The 24,758-nt window shown below is 33.2% G+C and carries 21 protein-coding genes; 8 read left to right on the plus strand and 13 right to left on the minus strand.

The window, feature by feature from the left end; genetic code table 11:
- Positions 1-90: 90 nt before the first annotated feature.
- Genes ACTU6T_RS15870 through miaA form a run of 8 tightly spaced genes read left to right on the plus strand, consistent with a single transcriptional unit; the run spans position 91 to position 9,035 of the window.
- On the plus strand, positions 91-1,050 hold the full coding sequence (locus ACTU6T_RS15870) for a Gfo/Idh/MocA family protein (RefSeq protein WP_460219180.1): 960 nt from the start codon (positions 91-93) through the stop codon (positions 1,048-1,050).
- 37 nt (positions 1,051-1,087) lie between these two features.
- Complete coding sequence (locus ACTU6T_RS15875; RefSeq protein WP_460219181.1) at positions 1,088-1,978, plus strand: 3-hydroxyacyl-CoA dehydrogenase family protein; 891 nt, start codon at positions 1,088-1,090, stop codon at positions 1,976-1,978.
- A 55-nt stretch (positions 1,979-2,033) separates the two neighbouring features.
- Positions 2,034-3,272 carry a DUF1015 domain-containing protein gene (locus ACTU6T_RS15880; protein ID WP_460219182.1) on the plus strand — a complete coding sequence of 413 codons (1,239 nt, stop codon included), beginning with the start codon at positions 2,034-2,036 and terminating at the stop codon, positions 3,270-3,272.
- Between the two features lie 3 nt (positions 3,273-3,275).
- Positions 3,276-3,938 (plus strand): YggS family pyridoxal phosphate-dependent enzyme, encoded by a 663-nt coding sequence (locus ACTU6T_RS15885; RefSeq protein WP_460219183.1) that lies wholly within the window; start codon positions 3,276-3,278, stop codon positions 3,936-3,938.
- A 12-nt stretch (positions 3,939-3,950) separates the two neighbouring features.
- Positions 3,951-5,312: an exonuclease domain-containing protein gene (locus tag ACTU6T_RS15890; RefSeq protein WP_460220782.1), complete on the plus strand. Its 1,362-nt coding sequence runs from the start codon at positions 3,951-3,953 to the stop codon at positions 5,310-5,312.
- Positions 5,313-5,322: 10 nt separating this feature from the next.
- A complete protein-coding gene (locus tag ACTU6T_RS15895) occupies positions 5,323-7,278 on the plus strand; it encodes a DUF3857 domain-containing protein (protein WP_460219184.1) in 1,956 nt (651 codons plus the stop codon).
- A 22-nt stretch (positions 7,279-7,300) separates the two neighbouring features.
- The gene (locus ACTU6T_RS15900) at positions 7,301-8,137 is read left to right on the plus strand and encodes an ion transporter (RefSeq protein ID WP_460219185.1); all 837 of its coding nucleotides are present in this window, start codon (positions 7,301-7,303) and stop codon (positions 8,135-8,137) included.
- A complete protein-coding gene (miaA, locus tag ACTU6T_RS15905) occupies positions 8,127-9,035 on the plus strand; it encodes a tRNA (adenosine(37)-N6)-dimethylallyltransferase MiaA (RefSeq protein ID WP_460219186.1) in 909 nt (302 codons plus the stop codon). The genes ACTU6T_RS15900 and miaA overlap by 11 nt, the downstream gene beginning before the upstream one ends.
- A gap of 90 nt (positions 9,036-9,125) precedes the next feature.
- Here miaA and ACTU6T_RS15910 read toward each other — a convergent pair whose 3' ends face one another.
- From ACTU6T_RS15910 to ACTU6T_RS15970, 13 genes are all read right to left on the minus strand, one after another.
- The gene (locus ACTU6T_RS15910; protein WP_460219187.1) at positions 9,126-9,836 is read right to left on the minus strand and encodes a response regulator transcription factor; all 711 of its coding nucleotides are present in this window, start codon (positions 9,834-9,836) and stop codon (positions 9,126-9,128) included.
- A gap of 3 nt (positions 9,837-9,839) precedes the next feature.
- Positions 9,840-11,378 (minus strand): sensor histidine kinase, encoded by a 1,539-nt coding sequence (locus tag ACTU6T_RS15915; protein ID WP_460219188.1) that lies wholly within the window; start codon positions 11,376-11,378, stop codon positions 9,840-9,842.
- 99 nt (positions 11,379-11,477) lie between these two features.
- Positions 11,478-12,077: a dephospho-CoA kinase gene (coaE, locus tag ACTU6T_RS15920; protein ID WP_460219189.1), complete on the minus strand. Its 600-nt coding sequence runs from the start codon at positions 12,075-12,077 to the stop codon at positions 11,478-11,480.
- Complete coding sequence (locus ACTU6T_RS15925; protein ID WP_460219190.1) at positions 12,074-12,943, minus strand: CdaR family protein; 870 nt, start codon at positions 12,941-12,943, stop codon at positions 12,074-12,076. The genes coaE and ACTU6T_RS15925 overlap by 4 nt, the downstream gene beginning before the upstream one ends.
- Positions 12,944-13,031: 88 nt before the next feature.
- The gene (locus tag ACTU6T_RS15930; RefSeq protein WP_460219191.1) at positions 13,032-14,042 is read right to left on the minus strand and encodes a glycosyltransferase family 2 protein; all 1,011 of its coding nucleotides are present in this window, start codon (positions 14,040-14,042) and stop codon (positions 13,032-13,034) included.
- 72 nt (positions 14,043-14,114) lie between these two features.
- A complete protein-coding gene (locus ACTU6T_RS15935) occupies positions 14,115-15,923 on the minus strand; it encodes a T9SS type A sorting domain-containing protein (protein WP_460219192.1) in 1,809 nt (602 codons plus the stop codon).
- A gap of 264 nt (positions 15,924-16,187) precedes the next feature.
- Positions 16,188-18,647 carry a T9SS type A sorting domain-containing protein gene (locus ACTU6T_RS15940; RefSeq protein ID WP_460219193.1) on the minus strand — a complete coding sequence of 820 codons (2,460 nt, stop codon included), beginning with the start codon at positions 18,645-18,647 and terminating at the stop codon, positions 16,188-16,190.
- A gap of 191 nt (positions 18,648-18,838) precedes the next feature.
- Complete coding sequence (locus ACTU6T_RS15945) at positions 18,839-19,654, minus strand: enoyl-ACP reductase FabI (RefSeq protein ID WP_460219194.1); 816 nt, start codon at positions 19,652-19,654, stop codon at positions 18,839-18,841.
- Between the two features lie 48 nt (positions 19,655-19,702).
- Positions 19,703-21,355 (minus strand): DNA repair protein RecN, encoded by a 1,653-nt coding sequence (gene recN, locus ACTU6T_RS15950; RefSeq protein WP_460219195.1) that lies wholly within the window; start codon positions 21,353-21,355, stop codon positions 19,703-19,705.
- A 108-nt stretch (positions 21,356-21,463) separates the two neighbouring features.
- On the minus strand, positions 21,464-22,354 hold the full coding sequence (porD, locus tag ACTU6T_RS15955) for a type IX secretion system protein PorD (protein ID WP_460219196.1): 891 nt from the start codon (positions 22,352-22,354) through the stop codon (positions 21,464-21,466).
- Positions 22,347-23,558: a bifunctional phosphopantothenoylcysteine decarboxylase/phosphopantothenate--cysteine ligase CoaBC gene (coaBC, locus tag ACTU6T_RS15960; protein ID WP_460220783.1), complete on the minus strand. Its 1,212-nt coding sequence runs from the start codon at positions 23,556-23,558 to the stop codon at positions 22,347-22,349. Before coaBC ends, porD begins: the two co-directional genes overlap by 8 nt.
- A 7-nt stretch (positions 23,559-23,565) precedes the next feature.
- Positions 23,566-23,895: a DNA-directed RNA polymerase subunit omega gene (locus ACTU6T_RS15965; RefSeq protein WP_460219197.1), complete on the minus strand. Its 330-nt coding sequence runs from the start codon at positions 23,893-23,895 to the stop codon at positions 23,566-23,568.
- 12 nt (positions 23,896-23,907) lie between these two features.
- Positions 23,908-24,723: an outer membrane protein assembly factor BamD gene (locus tag ACTU6T_RS15970; protein WP_460219198.1), complete on the minus strand. Its 816-nt coding sequence runs from the start codon at positions 24,721-24,723 to the stop codon at positions 23,908-23,910.
- Positions 24,724-24,758: the final 35 nt, after the last annotated feature.

Raw genomic sequence — 24,758 nt, forward strand, 5'->3', positions numbered from 1 at the left:
ATTTTTATCTTCATTAAATCGTCGATTTTTTATTGGTATTTTCACACAAAAAAGCAGTAAAAATCTTATTTTTGTTGAAAACGTAAAACAATGCTAAAAGCTGGTGTACTTGGTGCTGGACATCTAGGTAAAATTCATTTAAGACTTCTCAATCAATCTGATAAATATGACCTCATAGGGTTTTATGATGCTGATGAAACAAATGCAAAAAAAGTAGAGACCGAATTTGGTTATAAGTACTTTGATTCTATTGAAGCCCTTATTGAAGCCGTTGACATGGTTGACATCGTTACCCCTACCTTATCGCATTATGATTGTGCCAAAAAAGCGATAGCAAAAGGCAAGCATATTTTTATTGAAAAACCAATTACAAATACGGTTGAAGAAGCTGAAGATGTTAGACGATTATTAGCTGAGCATGATATCCGTGGACAAGTTGGACATGTAGAGCGTTTTAACCCAGCATTCACTGCGGTTAGAGAACAAATCAAAAATCCAATGTTTATTGAAACACATCGTCTGGCCGAATTTAATCCGCGAGGAACAGACGTTCCTGTAGTATTAGATTTAATGATTCATGATATCGATATCATTCTAAGTGTTGTTAGGTCTAAAGTAAAAAATGTATCAGCTAGCGGAGTTTCTGTTATTAGTGAGACACCAGATATCGCCAACGCTCGTATTGAATTTGAAAATGGCTGTGTAGCCAATTTAACAGCAAGTCGTATTTCCTTAAAAAACATGAGAAAAACAAGATTTTTTCAAAAGGATGCTTATATCTCAGTAGATTTCTTAGAAAAGAAATGTGAAGTTGTTAAAATGAAAGATGCTCCTGAACAGCCTGGAGATTTCGATATGATCTTACAAAATGCCGAAGGTATCAAAAAGCAAATCTATTTTGACAATCCTGAAATTGCTAATAATAATGCTATTTTGGATGAGTTAGAAACCTTTGCAGATGCTATAAATAATAACACAACACCAATTGTCACACTTCATGATGGCACCGAAGCTTTGCGTGTTGCCACGATGATTATTAATCAATTTTAAATATTTACTCCCAATACAAGAAAAAACATACATAAATATGAAAAATGTAGCAGTTATTGGAGCAGGAACAATGGGCAACGGAATTGCTCATACTTTTGCTCAATCTGGATTTAAAGTTCAACTAATAGATATAAGTGAAGCCTCTTTACAGAAAGGCATGAATACTATTTCAAAAAACTTAGACCGGATGGTCGCAAAAGAAAAAATTTCTGAAGCAGACAAACAAGCAACTTTAGACAATATCACCACTTTCACAGATCTGAATGCTGGCGTAGAATATGCTAGCTTAGTTGTTGAGGCTGCTACGGAAAACATCGATTTAAAGCTAAATATATTTAAACAACTAGACGAAGCTTGTGGCGAAGATACTATCTTAGCAACTAACACTTCTTCTATTTCAATAACTCAGATTGCGGCTGTAACTTCTCGCCCAGAAATGGTTATAGGAATGCATTTTATGAACCCTGTGCCAATCATGAAATTAGTAGAAATTATTCGTGGTTATAATACAAGTGACGACGTTACTAATACAATCATGGAATTATCTAGAACTTTAGGCAAAACACCTACTGAAGTAAATGATTATCCTGGATTTGTTGCCAATCGTATTTTAATGCCTATGCTGAATGAATCTATTGAAACATTATACAATGGTGTTGCTGGTGTTGTAGAGATTGACACCGTCATGAAATTAGGAATGGCTCATCCTATGGGCCCATTACAACTAGCAGATTTTATTGGTCTAGATGTTTGTCTTTCTATTCTTAATGTGATGTACGACGGATTTAAAAACCCAAAGTATGCACCTTGCCCCTTATTGGTTAATATGGTTAGAGCTGGAAAATTAGGAGTAAAATCTGGAGAAGGCTTTTATGATTATTCTGAAAGTAGAAAAGCAGAAACTGTCGCTAAGCAATTTTCAAAATAGATCTTTAGTATTAAGTCATTCCTATATGAGTCTTACATACCCTTATTACTAAATTATGGCAAAAATACTTCCTTTTAAAGCAGTAAGACCTACACGTGACAAGGTGAGTTTAGTTGCCTCTCGTTCTTATCAAACTTATACTCAAGCAGAACGAGAAGCACGGCTAGATTATAATCCGTTTTCATTTTTACACATTGTAAATCCAGGTTATAAATACGACAGAGAGATCACAGGAACCGAACGCTATACATTAGTAAAAAATAGATATTTAGAATTTAAAGAAGACCATATTTTTGTTCAGGATGACACACCAACGTACTACATTTATAAGATTGTAGATAGAGACCACCAAGTTTTTAATGGCATTGTTGCCGCTGCATGTGCTGAAGATTATGAAAACGATGTCATCAAAAAACACGAAGACACCATAGAGTATCGTGAACGCATTTTTAAAGAGTATTTAAAAACAGTTGGATTTAATGCAGAACCTGTACTACTCACTTATCCTGATAATTCAGCAATATCTGCAATCATTAAAGAAACACAACAAGAGCGTGCTGAATTTGAATTCACAACAACTTATAGAGATACGCATTACCTCTGGAAATTAGAGCATAAAACATCTATAGATATTATAAAAGCTGAGTTCGAGCAAATGCCTACGATTTATATTGCTGATGGACATCATCGTTCGGCATCTTCGTACCTTTTGTATAAAGAAGAAAAAGCTAACAATTCAAAACATAAAGGTGACGAGCCTTATAATCACTTCATGACCTTTATGATTCCTGAATCAGAATTAAAAATTCATGAGTTCAATCGTTTAGTCAAAGATTTAAACGGCTTATCTAAAGAAGAATTTTTGATTCAGTTAGATACTATTTTCAGAATAGAAAATAGAGGTATTATGCCTTATAAACCCTCTAAAAAACATCATTTCAGCATGTATTTAGATGGTGAATTTTATTCTTTATATTTGAGGAAATCTCTATATAATTTTAAAACAGCATTAGATGCTTTAGACCCACAAATCCTGTATAACACCATTTTAAATCCTATCTTAGGAATAAACGATTTACGAAATGATGTACGCATAGATTACATTAACGGGAAAAAGGACATCATAAATGTTAAAGATCGTATCGATAATGGTGAGTTTGCAGTTGGGTTTGGTATGGTTCCTGTAGATATACATGAGATGAAGCACATCGCTGACGATGGACTTAAAATGCCTCCAAAAAGCACATTTATTGAACCTAAACTCCGGAGTGGTGTTACTATTTATGAATTCTAATATATGAACATAGCTGAAAACCTAAACAATATACGTTCCCAAATTCCAAAACAAGTCACTTTAGTAGCTGTGTCTAAAACAAAACCCGTAAGTACTCTTATGGAAGCTTACAACTCTGGACAACTCATTTTTGGAGAAAACAAAATCCAAGAAATGGTTGATAAATATGAGGAAATGCCTAAGGATATTGAATGGCATATGATTGGACACGTACAGCGAAATAAAGTAAAATATATGGCAGAATTTGTGAGTTTAATTCATGGTGTAGATAGCTTAAAACTATTCAGGGAAATAGACAAGCAAGCAAAGAAGTACAATAGGACCATCAACTGTTTACTACAAATAAAAATTGCTAAAGAAGACAGTAAACATGGCATATCTCCAAAAGAGGCGGAATACTTATTGACATCGAAAGACGTTTTAGAATTAAAACACATTAATATAAAAGGCGTAATGGGAATGGCAACTTTCACTGATAACACTTCACAAATTGAAGAGGAATTTAAACGATTAAAATCCACTTTCGACAGACTCAAAACAATCAATACCAACTTAGATATTATAAGCATGGGAATGAGTGGAGATTATCAATTAGCAATTGATTGTGGAAGCACAATGATTCGTGTAGGAAGTAGTATATTTGGCAGTCGTAATTATTCAAACTAAAAGCACATATTTATCTACGCGATACTAGACATAGAAACTACAGGAGGCAAGTACAACGAAGAAGGCATAACAGAGATTGCCATCTATAAGTTTGATGGCCATCAAGTCATTGACAAATTTATAAGTCTCGTCAACCCAGAAAGAGAAATACAACCCTTTGTGGTTAATTTAACTGGTATTAACAACAATATGCTCAAAACAGCACCTAAGTTTTATGAGGTAGCTAAACGCATTGTTGAAATCACCGAAGATTGTATCATTGTTGCGCATAATGCTCAATTTGATTATCGCATTTTAAGAACAGAATTTAAACGACTTGGCTTTGGTTTTAAACGCAAAACACTATGTACAGTAGAACTATCTAAGCAACTCATTCCCGATCAAGCCTCTTATAGTTTAGGAAAGCTTACTAGAGCACTAGGTATTCCTGTAAGTGATAGACATCGTGCAAATGGAGATGCCATGGCTACGGTAAAACTATTTAAAATGTTACTGTCTAAAGATTTAGATAAGCACATCATTAAAGATCACGTTAAAACTGAAATTATAAAACGCCTTAACGAAAATCACAAAGTCATCATAGACAAACTTCCAGCTGTAACAGGTGTGTATTATATTCATGATGAAAATGGCGAAATTATATACATAGGAAAAAGTAAGAACATTAAACATCGTATTAACCAACACCTAACTAATACGAGTACAAAATCAAAAAAATTACAATTATTAGTAAAGTCTGTAACCTATGAAGCAACTGGAAGCGAATTAGTAGCCTTGCTTAAAGAAAGTGCTGAAATAAAAAGAAATAAACCCTTATATAACAGAGCTTTAAGAAGGAACATATTCACTCATGGACTCTATAGTTTCAAAGATGAAAATGGATATATTAACCTTAAAATTGCCAAAACCAATTCTAACGAAAAACCTATCACAACCTTCAGCAACATGCAAAGCGCCAAGAGTTTTATGTTTAAGGTTATAGAACAATACAATTTATGTCAAAAATTAACTGGTTTATACCCAACAAAATCTAATTGCTTTAACTACACCATAAAAAGTTGCAATGGCGCATGTATTTTGAAAGAAACTTCAGAAGATTACAATAAGCGTGTTGAAGAACTTATAGCCAAAAATAGTTACGACAATAAAAATATGGTCATTATAGATCAAGGTAGAGATATTGATGAAAAAAGTGTTATTTATATTGAAAATGGCGCATTTAAAGGTTTAGGTTTTTATGATCTTAACCACCAAATCAATAACATAGACGTCTTAGAGTCTATTATCACTCCAATGGAGAATAATAGAGATACACAACACATTATTCAAAGTTATTTAAGACGTAACAAAAAATTAAAAACTATAGCAATTTAAACACACCCCAATGAAATTAGTATTACGTTTAATACTTGTATTAATTACGATAAATATTCAGGCACAATCTGGCTTTAATGACGAAGATTTTGTGGTCACAAAACAAGATTTAGAGTTAAATATTTATGACAAAGACTCTACTGCTAATGCTTTAATTATATATGAAACAGGTAAAAGTTATGTGGATCGAGAAACATTTCTACTAAAAACCGAAATAAAGAAAAAACTCAAAATTCTAAATAGAGAAGGTTTTGACCACGCAACAGAAACTATTTATCTCTACGGTGAAAATGGCAAAAAAGAGCGTGTAAAAAAAATTATGGCAACCGTCTATAATCTTGAAAATGGTCAGGTTTCTAAAATAAAATTAGAGAAGTCTGCTATTTTTGAAGAAGATTATAATGAGAATTATACTTTAGTTAAGTTCACGTTTCCAAACATAAAAGAAGGCTCGGTAATAGTATACAGCTATATACTAGAATCTCCATATATGTTTAAGTATAAGAGTTGGTATTTTCAAGAAGATATTCCGAAGTTATATAGTGAATATAGGCCAAGTATCCCTGGAAACTGGGAATATAACATCAAATTAGTTGGAGGTAAAAAATTGCATACTAATACATCTTCTTTAAGAAAAAACTGTCTATCTGTTAGTGGCGCTGGATCTTCAAACTGTGGTGATTACATCTATGTGATGAAAGATATTCCTGCATTTGTTGAAGAGGAATTTATGACCACAAAAGAAAATTACATTGCCCGAATTGTATATGAACTAAAAGTATTTAGAGGTTTTGATGGCAGAGTAGATAATATTACAAAAACTTGGAAAAGTGTTGAAGGAGAACTTAAAAGCGATAATAACATTGGCAGACAGTTAAAGAAAAGTAGTGTTATAAAAGATCTTCTAAGTACCGATATCACTAACTTAACTGATCCTCTAAAAAAAGCAAAAGCCATTTATGATTTTGTACAGCAAACATACACATGGGATGGTGAATTTAGAATTTTTAGTGATGCTTCAGTCAAAGATTTGGTCAAAAATAAATCGGGTAATGTTTCAGAAATAAACATCCTTCTTCACAATTTATTGGAAGCTAATGATATCGATGTTAAACCTGTACTCTTATCAACTAGAAATAATGGACTAGCAACACGTATTTACCCAGTAATTTCAGATTTTAACTACCTTATTGTACAAGCAACTATTGGAGACTCAACTTACATGCTAGATGCTACCGATGAATATCTAACTTTTGGACAATTACCGTTTAGATGCCTCAACCAGTATGGGCGTTTGCTTGACTTTAAAGATGGTGGATATTGGGTTGATATTGAACCTAATCGTGTGAGCATAAAAAAATATCGCGTTAATCTAAGTATAGAAAACGATATATTACAAGGAACTATCTATGGAAATCACACGGGACAACATGCTTTAAGCGCGAAAAAAAGTTATACTAAAAATCCTGAAGAATATTTAAACTATTACATCAATAAATATCCATCCATACAATTTAATGAACACACATCAGAAATATCAAACAAAACATCGTCAGAATTTTCAGAAGCTTTTGAAGTAGAACAAACTCTTGAAACTGTTGGAGACAACCTATATGTTAATCCGTTTCAAATCACATTTATTGACAAAAACCCATTAAAACTTCAAGAACGTACTTATCCTATCGATTTTGGATATAAAGATGCATTCCTATATTCTGTAGAGTTAAAGACTGAAGGGTATGAAGTTATTGATGTTCCAAAATCAGTAAATTATAGTTTGCCCAACAAAACAGGGACTTTAATATTTAATACCAACGTTACAGAAAACTCCGTAGTCGTATTCTTTAAATTCAACTTCAAAGAAGCCATATATAGTTCTGACTATTACGATGTATTGAAGAGCTACTTCTCTACTATTGTTGATATTCAAAAGAATTCATTAATTGTATTGAAAAAGAAAGACTAAACTTTTTAGTACATTTGGAATCATGAGTAAAACTACTAAACATCGAAATTGGAGAGAAAAACTTCATGATATAATTTATGAGGCAGATACACCTTCTGGTAAATTATTTGATGTTGTACTACTTTTTGTCATTATTGCTAGTATTATTTTAGTAATGCTAGAAAGTGTTAAGAGTATTGATACAAAATATCATGATTTTCTTAATATTTCAGAATGGGTAATTACCATTCTATTCACGTTTGAATATATAGCTAGAATTGTTACAGTAAAAAAACCAATAAAGTATATGACAAGCTTTTATGGTGTCATTGATTTATTATCGACTATTCCAAAATATTTATCTCTGTTTTTAGTCGGTTCACACTCATTAGTTGCTTTTCGAGCTCTCCGTCTTTTACGTGTCTTTAGAATTTTAAAACTTACGAGATACATAGGTGCTTCGACAATTTTTGTAAGAGCTTTAAAAACCAGTCGTGCTAAAATTGCAGTATTTCTATCATTTGTTATCATACTTTGTATCATATTGGGCACAATAATGTACTTAGTAGAAAGTGAAGAAGGAAGCGGGTTTACTAGTATCCCCAGAAGTGTTTATTGGGCCATTGTTACCCTCACAACAGTTGGATACGGAGACATTGCTCCCGCAACACCTTTGGGGCAATTAATTGCATCATTAATTATGATAATGGGTTATGGAATTATTGCAGTTCCAACTGGGATTGTATCATCAGAAATGACAAAGGTTAACAAACATGAAGTTCAAACAAACACCCAATCTTGTTCTAATTGTTTAGCTGAAAACCACAGAGATGATTCTCATTTTTGTCATAATTGCGGACATGCTTTAAATGAAAACTAAATATTTAATTTCCATTGTTGGTCCAACTGCTATAGGCAAAACATCCCTTAGTATTAAATTAGCCAATCATTATAATACCGAAATCATTTCGGCAGATTCTCGACAATTTTATAAAGATATGCACATAGGTACTGCTGCGCCTACTTCAACAGAATTAGCTGCGGCTCCTCATCATTTTATTAAACATCTTTCTGTTGATGATGATTATAATGTTGGCGCTTTCGAAAAAGATGCTATTGCCAAATTAAAAACACTTCATGAAGCACAACCTATAGCAATAATGGTTGGTGGATCGGGTTTATATGTAAATGCTGTTATTAAAGGACTTGACGACTTACCAAAAGTAAACAATAACATAAGGGAAGACTTAAACTCCAAGCTTAAAACTAACGGATTAGAAGCACTACAATTACAGTTAAAACAATTAGACCCTAAAGCTTTTGAAACTATTGCTATTGACAACCCAAAACGTGTTATAAGAGCCTTAGAAGTTTGTTTAACTAGTGGAAAAACCTATACTTCTTTTTTAAAAAATACAAATAAACTCAGAGCGTTCAAAACCATTACGATTGGGTTAACCGCAGAAAGAACCATTATTTACGATCGAATCAATAGGCGTGTCGACCTCATGATTGACCAAGGTTTAATTGATGAAGTAAAACTCTTAAAATCAAAACAAGATTTGAATGCGCTCAACACTGTAGGCTATAAAGAGATTTTTAAGTATCTGGATGGTGAATGGACGCTTGAATTTGCAATTTCAGAAATTAAGAAAAACACAAGGCGTTTTGCCAAACGACAACTTACTTGGTTCAAAAAAAATGAAGATATATTTTGGTTTGATTATCAAACAAATGTTTCCGATATTATAGCCACTATAGACAAGCACATTGTATGAAATCAAACTAATACAATAGGAAAATCTACAGATTAAATATAAAAAAAGCCAATCTAATAGATTGGCTTTTTTTATATTTATAAGTTATACTTAAGCTTCTTGATTAACAACTAATCTAAACCCTTCTCCATGAATGTTTAGAATTTCAACATTAGCATCTAATTTCAAGTATTTACGTAATTTCGCAATATATACATCCATACTTCTAGACGTAAAATAATTATCATCTCTCCAAATTTTAGTTAATGCAAGTTCGCGTGGCATCAAATCGTTTTCATGAAGCGCCAACATTCTCAATAACTCATTTTCTTTGGGAGATAATTTAATTGGATCTTTACCATCAAACTTTAAGAAACGTAATTTAGAGTTTAAATCAAACCTTCCAATTTTGAACTCAAATTGTTTACTATCTGCAATCGTATCTGTAGCTTTACGTTGCATTATAGCCTTAATCTTCATCAATAAAACTTCGCTATCAAATGGTTTATTTAAATAGTCATCTGCACCAACTTTATAACCTTTAAGCACATCTTCTTTCATCGCTTTTGCTGTTAAGAAAATAATTGGCACATCTGTATTTTTTTCCCTAATTTCTTTAGCTAGAGTAAATCCATCCTTATAAGGCATCATGACATCCAAAATACAAAGATCATAATCATCTTTTTTGAATTTCTCGAAACCTTCCATTCCGTTTTTAGCATGAACTACGTCATAGTCATTCATGTTTAAATAGTCTTTTAAAACGGTTCCAAAGTTTGGATCGTCTTCTACCAAAAGAATTTTTTTATTTTGCTCTTCCATAATTTATGATATTAACGGTAGTTTTATTGTAAACGTGCTACCCTTTCCTTTTTCACTTTCTACTGATATATGACCTTGATGGTCGTCAACGATTCGTTTCACATAAGCCAAACCTAAACCGTGACCTTTAACATTGTGTACATTTCCTGTATGTTCTCGATAAAACTTCTCAAACACACGCTTTTGAACTTGCTTAGACATTCCATTGCCTTGATCTGAAATTTTAAGCAATATATTAGTCCCTATATTTTCAGTATAAACATCAATTTTTGGTGCATCATCACTATATTTAATAGCGTTATCCAAAATATTAACAATTACATTTGTAAAATGCGTCTCATTAGCTAATACCGACGATTTATCGGCTTCTAAATGCGTTTTGACATAACCTTTTCGATCTTCAACTATCAATTCAACATGAGTCACGGCATCTTCGATTAGGTCGTGTAACTTTACTCTTTCCTTACTAATATTGAGCTCATTTTTTTCTAATTTCGAAATACGCAACACATTTTCTACTTGAGCATGCATACGTTTATTTTCATCTTTAATCATTCTTAAGTAACGCATTACCTTCTCTTTATCCCCAATAATTTTTGGGTTTCTAATAGAATCTAAAGCCAAGTTAATTGTTGCTATAGGCGTCTTAAATTCATGCGTCATATTATTGATAAAATCTGTTTTTATTTGAGATATTTGACGTTGTCTAATTAGCTGATAAATCGCACTCGAATATGCCAGTATAATAATAGAGGTAAATATGATTGACAATACAATCATTCCAATTATTGACGATAATAAATAATTTTTTCGCTGCGGAAAGTCCACATATAATGAATAATTGCTTTTTTTCTCCGCATCCATAAACACTGGGATTCCAATAGTTGTTGATGGATTTAATTCGAAGCCTTCTGATTGTATCTTAGTCGCCAAATCTTTATCATATATGGCGTATTCAAATTCAGTATTAATACCACTAATTTTAAATTGAGATTCTAACAACTCAGAAACTTCCTCATTAGAAATACGTTTATAAACTGGGTAATTTTTATACACTTTTTGATATCCCATTTTATATTGAAGTCGACTAATATCATCCCAAGTATTATAATCTGTAAATTTTTGAATAGGATTTAAATTAATCTTACCATCAATTGGGCTACGTTCAAAAACTTTAGTTTCGTTTCTATTAGTGAAACGACTAATGCTTATACTATCTGTACCAATGTCAAAGAACAATGCTGGGACTTTAAAACTTTCTTCAGAAATGGCGCTTTTAAAACGAATTGCTAAGTTTGTTTCTTCATCAAAAGAATCAAAAATCAATAGCTGTTTTATTTCTGTGGTATCTGGCGTTCTTCCGTTTTTAATTACTTCTTTAAAAAGTCGATCATAACTTAGAAGCTCTTTGTCTTCAATTGCCTTGGAAACGGAAATCAAGGAACGCTTAACATCAGATGTAAACTGCTTCCCTTCATTTTGCAAGGTATTATTAATAAAAAATGCCTGAACGAAAATGATACCTATGAGTGATAAACTCATTAAAACCACCAATAAAATGAATAGCCTTTTGCCCATCAGTCAAATTTAGTATTTTAACATTTAGAACTCTTAAGGTTTAACCTTACATTAACAAATATGTTAATTTTTGTTTTTTTTGATATGGTTAAGTATCAACTGATGGATTTTATCAACCTGTAGTTTAGCGTCCTCAAGGTCATTATTAACAATCACAAAATGAGATTTTTCCATTTTATCCTCATCTGACATTTGATTATTTATAATCGCTTCAATTTTAGATCTGTTAGAATTATCTCGTTTAATTACTCTTTTAATTCGATCCTCAATATCTGCAATTACAGTAATGATTAAATCGTATTGACTCTCTTTATGATGTTCAAAAATAATAGCAGCTTCTTTAATAACATAAGGTGCATCTTGCTTTTTCAACCAGCGCTTAAAATGAGCCGCTACTTTAGGATGCACTATGGTATTCATTTGATCTAAAAGACTTTTATCATTAAAAATTTTTGAAGCAATATAAGCTCTATTAAGTTGATTGTGGTCATAAGCCTTTTCTCCAAAAAGAGCAATCAACTTTCGTCTAATAACTTTAGATCTCATCATTAAGCCTTTAGCCTCAACATCGGCTATATAAACAGGAATATCAAACGCCTTGAAAAAGGATGCTACTGTAGTTTTACCACTACCAATACCTCCAGTAAGTCCTATTACAATCATTTTACTATAATATATTCAACTTTATTCTGCTTCATTTTGGCAGATTTTATTTTTTCAGAATTCACTATAAGTTGTGGTGTAAAAAACGATTTATCTCCTTTTACATCATCGTAATTACATTCAATTCTAAAATCAGTAGGCTTTACATCTTTGTAATCCTTCAAACTTAAGTAATAGGCTACCTTAATATATTTTGGAAAATAGTTAATTTCCAATTGTTTTGGCAAATTCAATATTGTAACTGGAATTTCAAAAGTGCCTTCTGTAAACTTCTCAACATTAGCTTTAACTTTTACACGTTTTTCCGAAAGCTTTAACCGTTCAGATAAATTAGGAAATTCCAAATCTATATAATCATCAATACTGGCACGTACATCATTTAATTCTAATAGCTTAGTGTCAACCGAATTAATTTCAGCTATCTCTTGCTCTGCTCCAATAACTTTTACAGAATCTGGAATTAGTTTAAAACCTTCTAGTGTATCATAACCCGATGCAAAACTATGCTGAGACATTAACGTTACTGGTATCGTTTTCACACTTAAAACACCATAAGGCAATAACAATGTATCTGGTTTAACTGAAACTATTTTTACCGAGTTTCCCAATTGTTCTTTTAAGTCATAAGCCCCTTTTTCTGCAATCCAAATATAATTATCATCAGTTTTACTTGTGTTATCATTAATATCTAATAGATAAGTTTTATCCTGAAAATAATAGGACATTAAATTAAAACCATGTGTAGACACTGTAACATACACCTTAGGTGTACTATCAAGTACTATGATATTTGCTTCTGGAAGATTCTTATAAGCTACTTTAAACGGAATGGTTTCGACATAAGTTTCAGAGAGCTTCGTAACCACTAATATCAAGAATGCCAATAGAAAGAAAAAACCAAAAACATTAAGTCTTTTATTCCTAAGGGATTGAGTTAATTTAGATTGTACACGATTAAGCATCTTTAAAAAATAATTTCGGAAATCGGGTTTCAGGTTTTTTATTTAAAATATCAATCGCAAAAGTTGATTTTAAAAACCCATAACCATATCCAAAGAATTGAATAAAAATAGCTAAAATGGATTGAAATGCAACACTTACATTTTTTGATAAAAACAATGCCATAGCAAATGCTAATACAAGATAGCAACCGTATAAAGCTAAAGGCCATTTTAAACCAATAATAAAAGCTAGAATAGCAAGTATAAATCCTAAAGAGAATACCGTAGGAAACCAATAAGTTAATCGTCTCGTTTTAGGATGCCATTTATTAAGTATAGGTCTTACTAATCCAAACTTATGCACTTGTTGATAAAACTTTTGCCAAGAAATACGTCGTTTATGAAATACAAATGCCTCTTGTATTAATACAGTTTCAAAACCTAATTCATTTAGTCTTATCGATAAATCTGGGTCTTCGCCAGGGTGAATTTTCCCAAATCCATTTGAGGCAAAAAATGCTTTTTTTGATAAACCCATATTAAAACTTCTAGGCTGAAATTTATAACCTGAAGTCTTACCACCTCGAATTCCTCCAGTAGTAATAAAAGAAGTCATAGCAAAATTTATTGCCTTTTGTAAATTAGTAAACGATTCATGTGCTGCATCGGGACCTCCATAACAATCTACATATTTAGAAGACAAGTAATCATCTACTACTTTTAAATAGTGAGGAGGCAAAAGACAATCAGAATCCAAGATGATGAAATAATCTCCAGAAGCTTTTCGCATTCCATAATTTCTAGAATCTCCTGGACCAGAATTAGGCTTAAAAAAGTACGACAAGTTTAAGTCATTACTATAGGTGTCAATAACAGACTTACAATCTATTGAAGACCCATCTTCAACGATGACTATTTCAAAAGAGAAATTCCCTTCCAAATCCTTAAAACTTCCAAGTAATTCATCAACCTCATCGGGTCTATTATATACTGGTATTATAAACGAATAATGTAATGCACTCATACTGCACAAAGGTAAGTAAACAAAAAACAAAAGCCACCATATAGGTGGCTTTTGAAAATTATGTAAATAAGCTTATTGCTTAATAATTCTTATTGTATCTGTAGTATTATCAATAGTTACTTTAACGAAGTAAGCACCCTGACTTAATCCATTCATATCAATTGTACTTTCAACAGTATTAGGAGCGGTTCTTAAAACTTCTTGACCTAACATATTGAAAATTGCTACATTTTGAATATCCTTCTGAGCACTTAACGTTAATTCGTTATTAACTGGATTAGGGAAGTATCTAAATGCGTTTTCATTATCTAAAGATTCAACAGATAACACATCTGGTGACCATACTTTTACATTAAATACCTTTCCAGCTGTGTTAGATGTATTATATTGATAAATTCTAGTATAGTAAGTCTCACCCACAGTAAGACCTGTAGCATTAATCTCTTCTTGAGGACCAGTACCAAACGTACTATCTGAACAATCAACAACAGCTAACGATCCACACGATCCAGAATATAATTGAGCTACACCATCAAAGTTTGTAAATTCGAAAGTGATATTCACATTAGCTGTTAAAGCTTCGAAAGAATACCAAACATCATCGTTGGCAGTACCAGTAAAACCGTTGCACACTTCGGCATCAAGACCAGAAGGCGTTGCTCCAACAATAGATCCTGGAATCGCAGTAGCTGAAGCAGCATCAACAATTGAAGTTTCCTGAGTTACAGATTGTGCTCCAGCACAATCATTATTTGCTGGTGCTGGGCCAGGTTGCGTTAAAAACTCAAATGGACCATTCCAAACACTAGTACCATCGGCACCACAATCTGTTTGAATCCAAATATCATAATCAGTATCTAAGGTTAATACATCACCAGAAGAGGCGCTTCTTGTTGGCTCAGTAGTTGATCCACTAGCTAAAACCGTTCCTCCTTGCCCGGTACCATCTTCAACGATTTCCCAGTTATAGCCAACTGGAGTACCTGTAGCTGGTGCATCCCAAGAAAAGTCTATACTAATATCCGTTAGTGCATCTATAGGCACAGTTGTTACTATATTACATAGTGGTGGTGTTGTAAACGCAACAGGGCCAACCCAATTACTAACACCATCTGTCATACCACAATCTGCTCTTACATATACTTCATAATCATTTTCAGGAGTTAAGCCTGTTAATGTTGTTGGGTTAGATACTCCCGTCGATGTAGGCGTCCCAGTAGCTGTTCCTGTAGCAGTAATATCAACTAATTCAATGTCCCATAAAGATACACTACCAACTTGAGTCCAAGCTAAATCTGCTGTAGTTCCAGAGTTAGATACGGCAGTAAATGCTTCCGGATCAGCACATGAAGGCGCTGGAGCAAATGTTAGTGACCAATTTTCGATTTGACCAGTATCTCCGCCAGCATCATCACAAACTAACAATACCCAATCTCCATCTGCAGAAATCGACGCTGCATTAAAAGTAGAAAGTGGTTCGTCTGGTGCAAATGTTCCTGTAATAGGATCTGTATTTCCATCAGGCAATTCAGGTGAACCATCCTGAAGAATCACATCAACAAATCCATCTCCATTTCCGCCATTATCATCAGTTAATAATACAGTCACTGTACCTGAAGGATCTTGCAAACTAATTACAATATCATCATTCCAACTGTGAGTTATATTTAAGGTTACACTCTGTAATATGTTAGTAGTTCCTAAAGTTCCAATACCTGAAACCGTTAATGGTAAAGACAATTCAAATGCCGTTCCACAAGTTGCTCCTGTACCTCCTTCTCCGTTTTGAATATCATAAGGTCCACCACTATCTGTAAACGTTTGAGCAAAACTAAAGCTGCATACAAGTGCGAATAATAAGATAAAAGTAATTTTTTTCATATTTCATTGAATTTAATTAATAGCATATAAATTTAGGATAAATCTATAACAATCTGAAAATAAAGCTGCAAAATCGTTTAAAAGTGTTCAATAATCGTTAAATGCCCATAATTAAAACAGGCAGCCTTCATTATTTATAGCGCTTATTTGGCACTCAAACCAATCTGATAAAAGCTTATGTGTTATTACTTCTACAATATACAAACAAAAAAAGAGGCCATTTCTGACCTCTTTTTTAAATATAAGCTATTAATCTTAAAGCAATTACTGCTTAATGATTCTAACTGTTTCAGTAGAATTACCAATTGTAACTTTAGCAAAATACGCTCCAGTTTGTAATTGTGATAAATCTAATACAGAATTTACGCTATTAGGAGCAGCTTTTAATACTTCTTGACCTAACATGTTTAGTATAGACACATTATCAATTGCGTTTTGAGCATTTATTGTTAATGTATTATTAACTGGGTTAGGGAAATAAGTGAACCCAAGTCTTTCAAAATCATCAATGCTTAATGTTTGATTAGTAGTCAATTCAAGACAAAATGTTCCTTCTCTAGCTGCATTATAACCAGAAACACGAACATAGTATGTTTCACCAGCTGTTACAGCTTGATCTGTAATTAATGAATTCCAAGATGAACCATTACTTAAAATTGTAGTTCCACCATCATTATCACATGCAACTTCTGTTAAACTACCACAAACTCCAGAGTATAATGCGATTTCAGTATCAACATTAGTACCTCCAAGGAAATCAGTAGAAATATCTACAGTAGCAGTAGTTGCTGGTACTGTGAACGAGAACCATACATCATTTTCACCATAGTTAAAGCAAGCTGCCAAGCCTAATCCTGAATCGGTTGCTCCTGTATTATCTCCATTATTATTTGTCCCATCACAGAAACCAACATCAACGGTCACATCAATAGCTCCAGAACAGTCGTCGTTAACTGGAGGACAAGTATATGAAAAATCACCTAGACTAAAATCACACGTAGGATCCGTGTGCTCCACAGTTAAGGATACAGTTGCTCCGCTTGCATAAGGTCCAGCTTGAACAATTCCAGCACCTGATATAGCATATGTATTTGTACCATCATTAACTTGTGTTGCATCTCCAACAGTAGTCACGTCGACATCAACATAAAATTGGCTGTTTCCACAGTCATCATTTATCGCCGCAGTAGCATCAGCTGCATTACAGCTAGCCATTACAATATTAACATCTACATCCATAGTTACACCATAAGATCCAGTGTAACATGGATCTGGAGTAGCTTGACCTGAATCTGCTGTTCCAATACGCATTCTATGTGTACCTAATGCTGCTGATACAGGCATTTGAAAAGAAGCATCAAGCGTAGTTGGGTTATCTGCAGTAGACACGCCATCAAACACTAATTCATCAGCCGAGAAGTTGAAATCATCATTAAAATCAATCCAAATATTAGTATCATAGGTATACCCTGTTTCAAAAACAATTTGAACATTTGCTACGATTCCAGCTGGCAAATCAACTGGAGAGCCTGTGAAATCTTCATAAGTAATATCTCCTCCACTTGTAAAGTCAGTTGCATCAACAGTTAAACTAGCAATTCCATTTCCATCGTTACTTGATGGAGTTGAATCACAGTAACATGCAGCTGCAGCTGTAGTATACATTGCTTCAGTACAACCTGAAGACGTTCCTGCCGAATTAACAGCATTAACTGTTACATAGTAATCAGTACTTACTGTAGTGTTAGTAATTGTATAATTAAGATTATTTCCAACATCAACATTATCAGCAACATCATTTCCTCCCATAGTTGTACCAACAGTTACGCTGTAACTATCAGCATTTCCAACTGCATCCCAAGTAACTTCAACATCGAAATTACCACATGCATCTAGAGTAGTCGTAAGAGTAGGACAAGCAGGCGCACTTGTTGTAGTAAATGATTCTTCAGTACAACCAGTAGCATCTCCATTTGAGTTATAAGGTGTGATAGTTGTATAATACGTTGTAGCAGCTGAGAAAGCTACAGCGTAAGTTAAATTATCTCCAACATCAACATTATCAGCAACATCATTTCCTCCCATAGTTGTACCTATAGTCACTTTATAACCTGTAGGAGCTCCAGTCGCAGCAGACCAAGTAATACCATTGTTAAGATTAGCATCCGTTTCTCCATTTGCAGGAGATGTTAAGGCTGCATCACAATTTGGTGGATTCACTAAAGGAGAAGCCGTAAATGAATCAACATCAAAATCAAGTGCATTAGGAGTTCCCCATTGCCCAACAGCAATATAGACGGTTTGACCACCAGAAATGTTTGCTGTAGCTGTTAATGTTCCTCCAGAAGAGCTTCCACTAGATCCCATACAATCATCTAAAGCGGTACCCGTACATGAAGCAAAAATTCCTAATCCAGTCCAAGTAGTGTTAGAAGTGATAGTCATAGAAACCTCTTCGTCATCAACACCAGCTGTATAGGTAAATAAATATACATCATCATCAAAGTAAAAGCCGCTTAATGCTGATCCGCCAGAATTAGTACACATATTAATCATAGAAGGGTTAGGATCATTCCAATCCTCAGCTCCTCCTGTACCAGGGCTAGTAATTCCAGTAGCTGTGTAACCATCTGTAATTGCTACACCAGAATCACAACCATATTGGGCATTAGATTGCCATGTAAATATGGCAAACACAAATAAGAGTAAAGTAATTTTTTTCATTTTTAGTCAGTTTTAAATTAGTTATTCTCTAAAATTATGTTAATTATTAATAATAAATTTATGCCTAGCCTACTAATCGATTAAACGCAAAAAACATCGATGAATAAAATGATTTGTCAACAAAAAAACCATCATACAAAGTATAATGGTTTAATTTCAAATAATTTATGGCGGTTATTTATGTCATTTATCTATTCTTGAATAAACGTATCCATCACAGCATCACTCACACCCATGTTACTAAATCCTCCATCATTATATAGGTTTTGTAGTGTTACGCGTTTAGTTAAATCACTAAACAAGGTAACTGTATAATTGGCACAATCCATTGCAGTTGCATTTCCTAAAGGAGACATTTTCTCTGCATAGGCAATAAAGCCATCAAAGCCTTTAACTCCTTGACCAGCTGTTGTTGGTGTTGGAGATTGAGAAATGGTGTTTACTCTTACTTTTTTATCTCTTCCAAAGAAATACCCAAAGCTACGTGCAATACTTTCTAAATAGGCTTTGTTATCTGCCATATCATTATAATCTGGAAATACACGCTGAGCAGCCATATAAGTTAAAGCCACAATACTTCCCCACTCGTTCATCGCATCTGCCTTATACAGGGTTTGCATCACTTTATGGAATGACATTGCTGACACATCTGTACCTTTTTGGGTCCAATCATATTTTTGATCAGTATACGCTCGTCCTTTTCTAACATTTACAGACATACCTATTGAATGCAATACAAAATCAATTTTGCCTCCTAATATTTCCATCGATTTTTCTACAAGGTTTTGTAAATCTTCTTCAGAAGTTGCATCTGCAGGAATAATTTGAGATCCAGTTTTTTCGGCCAATTCATTAATTTGCCCCATTCGCATAGCAATTGGCGCATTAGTAAGCACAAAAGTTCCACCTTCTTCGTGGACACGCTCAGCTGTCTTCCAAGCAATCGAATTTGAGTCTAGAGCTCCAAATATAATTCCGCGTTTTCCTTTTAATAAGTTGTATGACATGCTATAATAATTAAAATGTTAGTTGATTATTTAAATTCAAAGATACTATTAATTGAGTAATTGCTTGGCATGTTCTAGGGCCGAATTTGAAACATTCGTACCTCCTAGCATTTGAGCAATTTCAACAATACGTTCTTCTGGCGCTAATTTTTTGAGTTGAGTTTGTGTAACATCATCAATATCTTCTTTATACACTTTATAATGCGCATCTCCTTTAGCCGCAATTTGTGGTAAATGCGTAATAGTAAACACTTGCATTTTCTTACTCAAATGCTGCATTATAGTTGCCATTTTATTTGAAATTTCACCAGAAACGCCTGTGTCAATTTCATCAAACATTATGGTTGGCAATTGCGTATACTTTGACAATATTGATTTTATCGCTAGCATTATTCGGGATAACTCTCCACCAGAGGCTGCTTTTTTAAGATCATTAAATTGCCCCCCTTTATTAGCAGAAAACAAAAACTCAAGCCTATCTGTTCCATTACTTAAAAATGAATCTGAAGTCTCCAATTCTATACTAAATTTAGCATTGGGCATGCCTAAAGTAGATAAGGTGTTTTCTAACTCCGTTATTAGTTCAGGAATTATTTTTTTTCTGTTTTGATGTATGCTTACTGACAAGGATTTTAGCTCAGCTTCAATAGTTTGAATAGCTTGATTTTGTACTAAAATTAATTCATCTAAATTTTCAGTAACAGAAACTTTAGAATCTAACTCAGCTTTTATAATTAAAAGTTCTTCAACTGAAGCCACAGTATGCTTTTGCATCAAGTTATGAAGTACTTGTAATTTTGCATTTACAACTTCTAAGCGATTAGGATCTGCTTCCAACTGACTCTCAAGCTGTTCAATTTCAGAAAACACATCATCAATTTCAATCAAACAACTATTAACACGTTGATAAATTGAATCATATTGTTTACCATAGCTAGACAAATTTGTCAAATGATTTTTAACCTCTGTAAGATATGTCATTACACCTACCTCTTCATTGTTGAGTAATTGATGTGCGTTTGATAATTTATCTTTAATCTCTTCAACATTATTAAGGCTTTCATACTCACCTTCTAAAGTTTCTAATTCACCAGGTTTTAATCTAGCATCTTCCAGCTCTTTAAGAAGAAATAAATTATAATCCAACTCCTTAATGGCGTCTAATTTTTGCTGCTGAAGATTATCTAAATCAACCTTTAAACGTTTATAATCTTTAAGTGTGTTAGCATATTGATTTAGACGTTTAGCATTATCTGCTAGTGCATCAATGATTTGAAACTGAAAACTATCACTAGTTAATTGTAAGGTCTGATGCTGTGAATGAATATCTAATAATCGTACACCTAACAATTGAAGGCTATCTAAATTAACTGGTGTATCATTTATAAATGCTCTTGACTTTCCTGAAGGTAAAATTTCGCGACGTATGATAGTTAAAGATTCGTAGTCTAAATCTTCGGACTTAAATAAAGGTTTTAAATTATATTTTGCAATATCAAAGGTTGCCTCAACTATACACTTTTTCGATGCATCTTTCACACTACTCATTTCAGCACGTTTTCCCAGTATAAGAGATAAACCACCTAAAAGAATTGATTTACCTGCTCCTGTTTCACCTGTAATTATAGTTAATCCGTTATTGAAACTCACTTGAAGTTCATCAATAAGCGCATAATTTTTTATGGTAAGATGTGTTAACATAAATGTATGAAGACTACTATTAGATAGACTACAAATTTACACTTTACAAATTATAAAACGCAAAACTTAATAATATATGGTAAGTAAATTTAGCACTAAAGAAAGTGCCTAAAATTTAATCGCTCTCCACTTTGATGAGTGCATTGGAGCAATTTTAGTCAAAGTTGATGTGAGTTCGGCAACATTAACATTAGGTCCACCACTAAATACATCTTTAATTTCGTCTGATTTGGCATCAAAAAACACTCGCATTAAAAAAGAATTAGGGCGTCGGCTATTCATTTTTTTAAGTCCGTCAATAGCATCTGCAATACCTTGTTTCCCTTTTTTGGCATCTTCGCTCATCAGATCTAATCCATTACGATGATAATCATACATTACATTTCTAAAATCTATAAAGGTAGGAGACAAGATATTATCAATTAATACAAACCGAGTTTGCTGACCATCTTCAAGTTTCCATCCTTTAGCATTATTTTGTTGGGAATAATTTAAAATCGTTTGCGCTTGTTTAAAGTACTCATCACCTCCATTTGGAGCAAACGAATCGGCATCCAAACCTAACATCATATATATATGAAAAGAAATAACTGAAATTAAATTAGACTCAAACTGAGTTGGATTGTATACAAAATTCTGAAATTCTAAATATTGAAAATTAAAATCCTTGTCATTAAAATTATAGATAGGTGTTCCATAGGTAGAGCCATAAACTGGTCTTGAACTTTGAATCTGCAGAGTGGCTTTAAATCGATCTGTATCATAATCATTTATGGTAATGACCATTCCGCAATCTATACGTTCTTGGTTTTTATAGGACTTGTTAGTCCATTGCGTATTATTAACAAACTCTCTTAACTGACGCTCTAAAGTTTTAAACACCTGAACATTTTCATTTCCTGTTTGCTGAGCATTAACTACAACATTACAATTGAGTTCTTGTGACCAAGACTTAGCAGTGATTAGAATGATAAGAAGACTGTATATATATTTACGCATGTGTTTGTTTTAAAATTTGTTGCATTAAATCTTGAGCCACTTCAGCTTTAGATTTTAACTCATGAGCGATAACCTCATTAGAAGCTGTTATAAAAGTAACTTTATTTGTCGAACCACCAAAACCAGCACCTTTATCATTAAGCGAATTAAGAACAATCAAATCCAAATTTTTAGATGTTAATTTACCTTTAGCGTGTTCTAGTTCATTATTGGTTTCTAATGCAAAACCTACAAGGAATTGTTTGTTTTTAATAACACCTAGAGATTTTAAAATATCTTTAGTTTTCTCAAGCTCTATAGTAAACGTAGATTCCTTCTTTTTTATTTTTTTATCAGCAACATTTTTTGGTCTATAGTCTGCAACGGCTGCCGAGAGTATCGCAATATCAACATCATTGAAATACGTATGCGCCTCATTATACATATCTTGTGCGCTCTTCACTCGTATCACATTAATCAGACTGTGAGAGACTTTTTGTGAGGAAGGTCCAGAGATTAAAACAACCTTAGCACCTAAATTAGCGGCTGCTTTAGCAATTTCGAATCCCATTTTTCCGCTAGAATGATTACCAATAAATCGAACGGGATCTATAGCTTCATATGTTGGCCCAGCCGTTATCAATACTTTTTTACCACGTAATGGTAATTTTCCCAACACATCACTTTCAATAAAAGTAAGAATATCTTCAGGTTCTGCCATACGACCTTCACCTACAAGACCACTGGCCAATTCGCCTGATGTTGCTGGTATCATTACATTTCCGTAGGATTCTAAAGTTTCAAAAGAATGTTTAGTAGATTGATGTTTATACATATCTAAATCCATTGCTGGCGCAAAGTACACTGGACATTTTGCAGAAAGATACGTGGCCATCAATAAATTATCACAAGTTCCATTAGACATTTTAGACAATGTATTTGCAGTAGCAGGAGCTATTATAAAAAGGTCTGCCCACAACCCCAATTCTACATGGTTATTCCACATAGCATTATCATCATCTTCATTTGTAAACGAAGAATATACAGGGTTTTTAGATAGTGTAGATAGTGTTAAAGGTGTAATAAAGTCTTTAGAAGCAGGCGTCATAACGACCTTTACGTTTGCGCCTGCTTTAATAAATAGCCTTACAAGGCTGGCTGTCTTGTAAGCAGCAATACCAGCTGTTATGCCGAGTAGTATATTTTTGCCGCTCAATATTGACATAGCTGTATTATTCTTGAGCGTCGTCGTCAGTATTTCTGTAGTAAATTTTGTCATCTAACCACTCTTGAACCGCCAAAGCATGAGGCTTAGGCAATTTTTCATAGAACTTAGAGACTTCTATTTGCTCTTTGTTTTCAAAGATTTCTTCAAGACTATCGTTGTAAGTAGCAAACTCTTCTAATTTGTCAACTAACTCACGTCTAATGTCTGTGTTGATTTGTTCTGCTCTTTTTGAGATTACAGAAATCGCCTCATAGATATTATCTGTTGGCTTATCAATGATATTTCTATCATAGGTTTCTGTAGTTACAGGAGCATTGGTCTTTTTTAAATCCATTATATATGTAAATTAACTTTTTGTATTAAATTGTTGCATTGCTGCAGTCATTTCATCATTCATTTTATCGGCATCCGCTTTAAATTCAGAATCAGGATAATACTTATGAAATGTATTATAATAATTAATTGCCGTGTTTAAACGTCCTTCTTTTTTAGCTTCAACACTATTTATTCCTAATTTATAGGCTGAATCCAATCTATAAAACATAGCTTCTTCTCTAAAACTCGTACCAGGATAATCTGCTAAAAAATTATCAAAGGCTTTTATTGCTGCTTCATAATCTGAAGATTCAAAGTATGCAATTTTGTTATATTGTTTAGCAATTTCGAATGCTTTTTTCTCTAATTTATAATCTAGCTCTTTAATGAGCTGGTTGGCTTGTGGCAAATACTCAGAATCTGGATACTTATTAACAAACAACTGTAATTTTTCTAGAGCTTCAACGGTTTCTATCTGTTCTTTACTATATACAGGAGACACCATGTAATAACTCTTCGCTGCTAAAAAAGCAATTTCTTGTACCTTCTCGCTATTAGCATAGGATTGTTCAAAACGCCCCATTTGATAACCCGCTTCTAAGTAACTTTTCATCTCATAAAATGTCTTAGCATACATATACATCAACTTTTCAGCTTGAGGTTTTCCAGCGTAATTTGGAACAATTTGTTTAAAAATTCTATTTGCTTTATTCCATTTACCAGCTTCATACATTTCTGTTCCCATCTTAAATTTAGTAGCTGTATCTTCGGACTTCAAAGCCTTTTGATATTCGCTACACGATGAACATGCTAATAGTATTGCTAGTAAGTAAATTAATTTCTTCATAAATAAAAAACAGGTTGCAAAAGTACGTATTTATA

It is taken from the genome of Psychroserpens citreus (assembly GCF_055686305.1).

What these genes read in the sequence shown, in the direction of transcription:
- ACTU6T_RS15870 (WP_460219180.1), top strand. Translation starts at nt 91, where the DNA reads ATGCTAAAAGCTGGTGTACTTGGTGCTGGACATCTAGGTAAAATTCAT.
- ACTU6T_RS15875 (WP_460219181.1), top strand. Translation starts at nt 1,088, where the DNA reads ATGAAAAATGTAGCAGTTATTGGAGCAGGAACAATGGGCAACGGAATT.
- ACTU6T_RS15880 (WP_460219182.1), top strand. Translation starts at nt 2,034, where the DNA reads ATGGCAAAAATACTTCCTTTTAAAGCAGTAAGACCTACACGTGACAAG.
- ACTU6T_RS15885 (WP_460219183.1), top strand. Translation starts at nt 3,276, where the DNA reads ATGAACATAGCTGAAAACCTAAACAATATACGTTCCCAAATTCCAAAA.
- ACTU6T_RS15895 (WP_460219184.1), top strand. Translation starts at nt 5,323, where the DNA reads ATGAAATTAGTATTACGTTTAATACTTGTATTAATTACGATAAATATT.
- ACTU6T_RS15900 (WP_460219185.1), top strand. Translation starts at nt 7,301, where the DNA reads ATGAGTAAAACTACTAAACATCGAAATTGGAGAGAAAAACTTCATGAT.
- miaA (WP_460219186.1), top strand. Translation starts at nt 8,127, where the DNA reads ATGAAAACTAAATATTTAATTTCCATTGTTGGTCCAACTGCTATAGGC.
- ACTU6T_RS15910 (WP_460219187.1), bottom strand. Translation starts at nt 9,836, where the DNA reads ATGGAAGAGCAAAATAAAAAAATTCTTTTGGTAGAAGACGATCCAAAC.
- ACTU6T_RS15915 (WP_460219188.1), bottom strand. Translation starts at nt 11,378, where the DNA reads ATGAGTTTATCACTCATAGGTATCATTTTCGTTCAGGCATTTTTTATT.
- coaE (WP_460219189.1), bottom strand. Translation starts at nt 12,077, where the DNA reads ATGATTGTAATAGGACTTACTGGAGGTATTGGTAGTGGTAAAACTACA.
- ACTU6T_RS15930 (WP_460219191.1), bottom strand. Translation starts at nt 14,042, where the DNA reads ATGAGTGCATTACATTATTCGTTTATAATACCAGTATATAATAGACCC.
- ACTU6T_RS15935 (WP_460219192.1), bottom strand. Translation starts at nt 15,923, where the DNA reads ATGAAAAAAATTACTTTTATCTTATTATTCGCACTTGTATGCAGCTTT.
- ACTU6T_RS15940 (WP_460219193.1), bottom strand. Translation starts at nt 18,647, where the DNA reads ATGAAAAAAATTACTTTACTCTTATTTGTGTTTGCCATATTTACATGG.
- ACTU6T_RS15945 (WP_460219194.1), bottom strand. Translation starts at nt 19,654, where the DNA reads ATGTCATACAACTTATTAAAAGGAAAACGCGGAATTATATTTGGAGCT.
- recN (WP_460219195.1), bottom strand. Translation starts at nt 21,355, where the DNA reads ATGTTAACACATCTTACCATAAAAAATTATGCGCTTATTGATGAACTT.
- porD (WP_460219196.1), bottom strand. Translation starts at nt 22,354, where the DNA reads ATGCGTAAATATATATACAGTCTTCTTATCATTCTAATCACTGCTAAG.
- coaBC (WP_460220783.1), bottom strand. Translation starts at nt 23,558, where the DNA reads ATGTCAATATTGAGCGGCAAAAATATACTACTCGGCATAACAGCTGGT.
- ACTU6T_RS15965 (WP_460219197.1), bottom strand. Translation starts at nt 23,895, where the DNA reads ATGGATTTAAAAAAGACCAATGCTCCTGTAACTACAGAAACCTATGAT.
- ACTU6T_RS15970 (WP_460219198.1), bottom strand. Translation starts at nt 24,723, where the DNA reads ATGAAGAAATTAATTTACTTACTAGCAATACTATTAGCATGTTCATCG.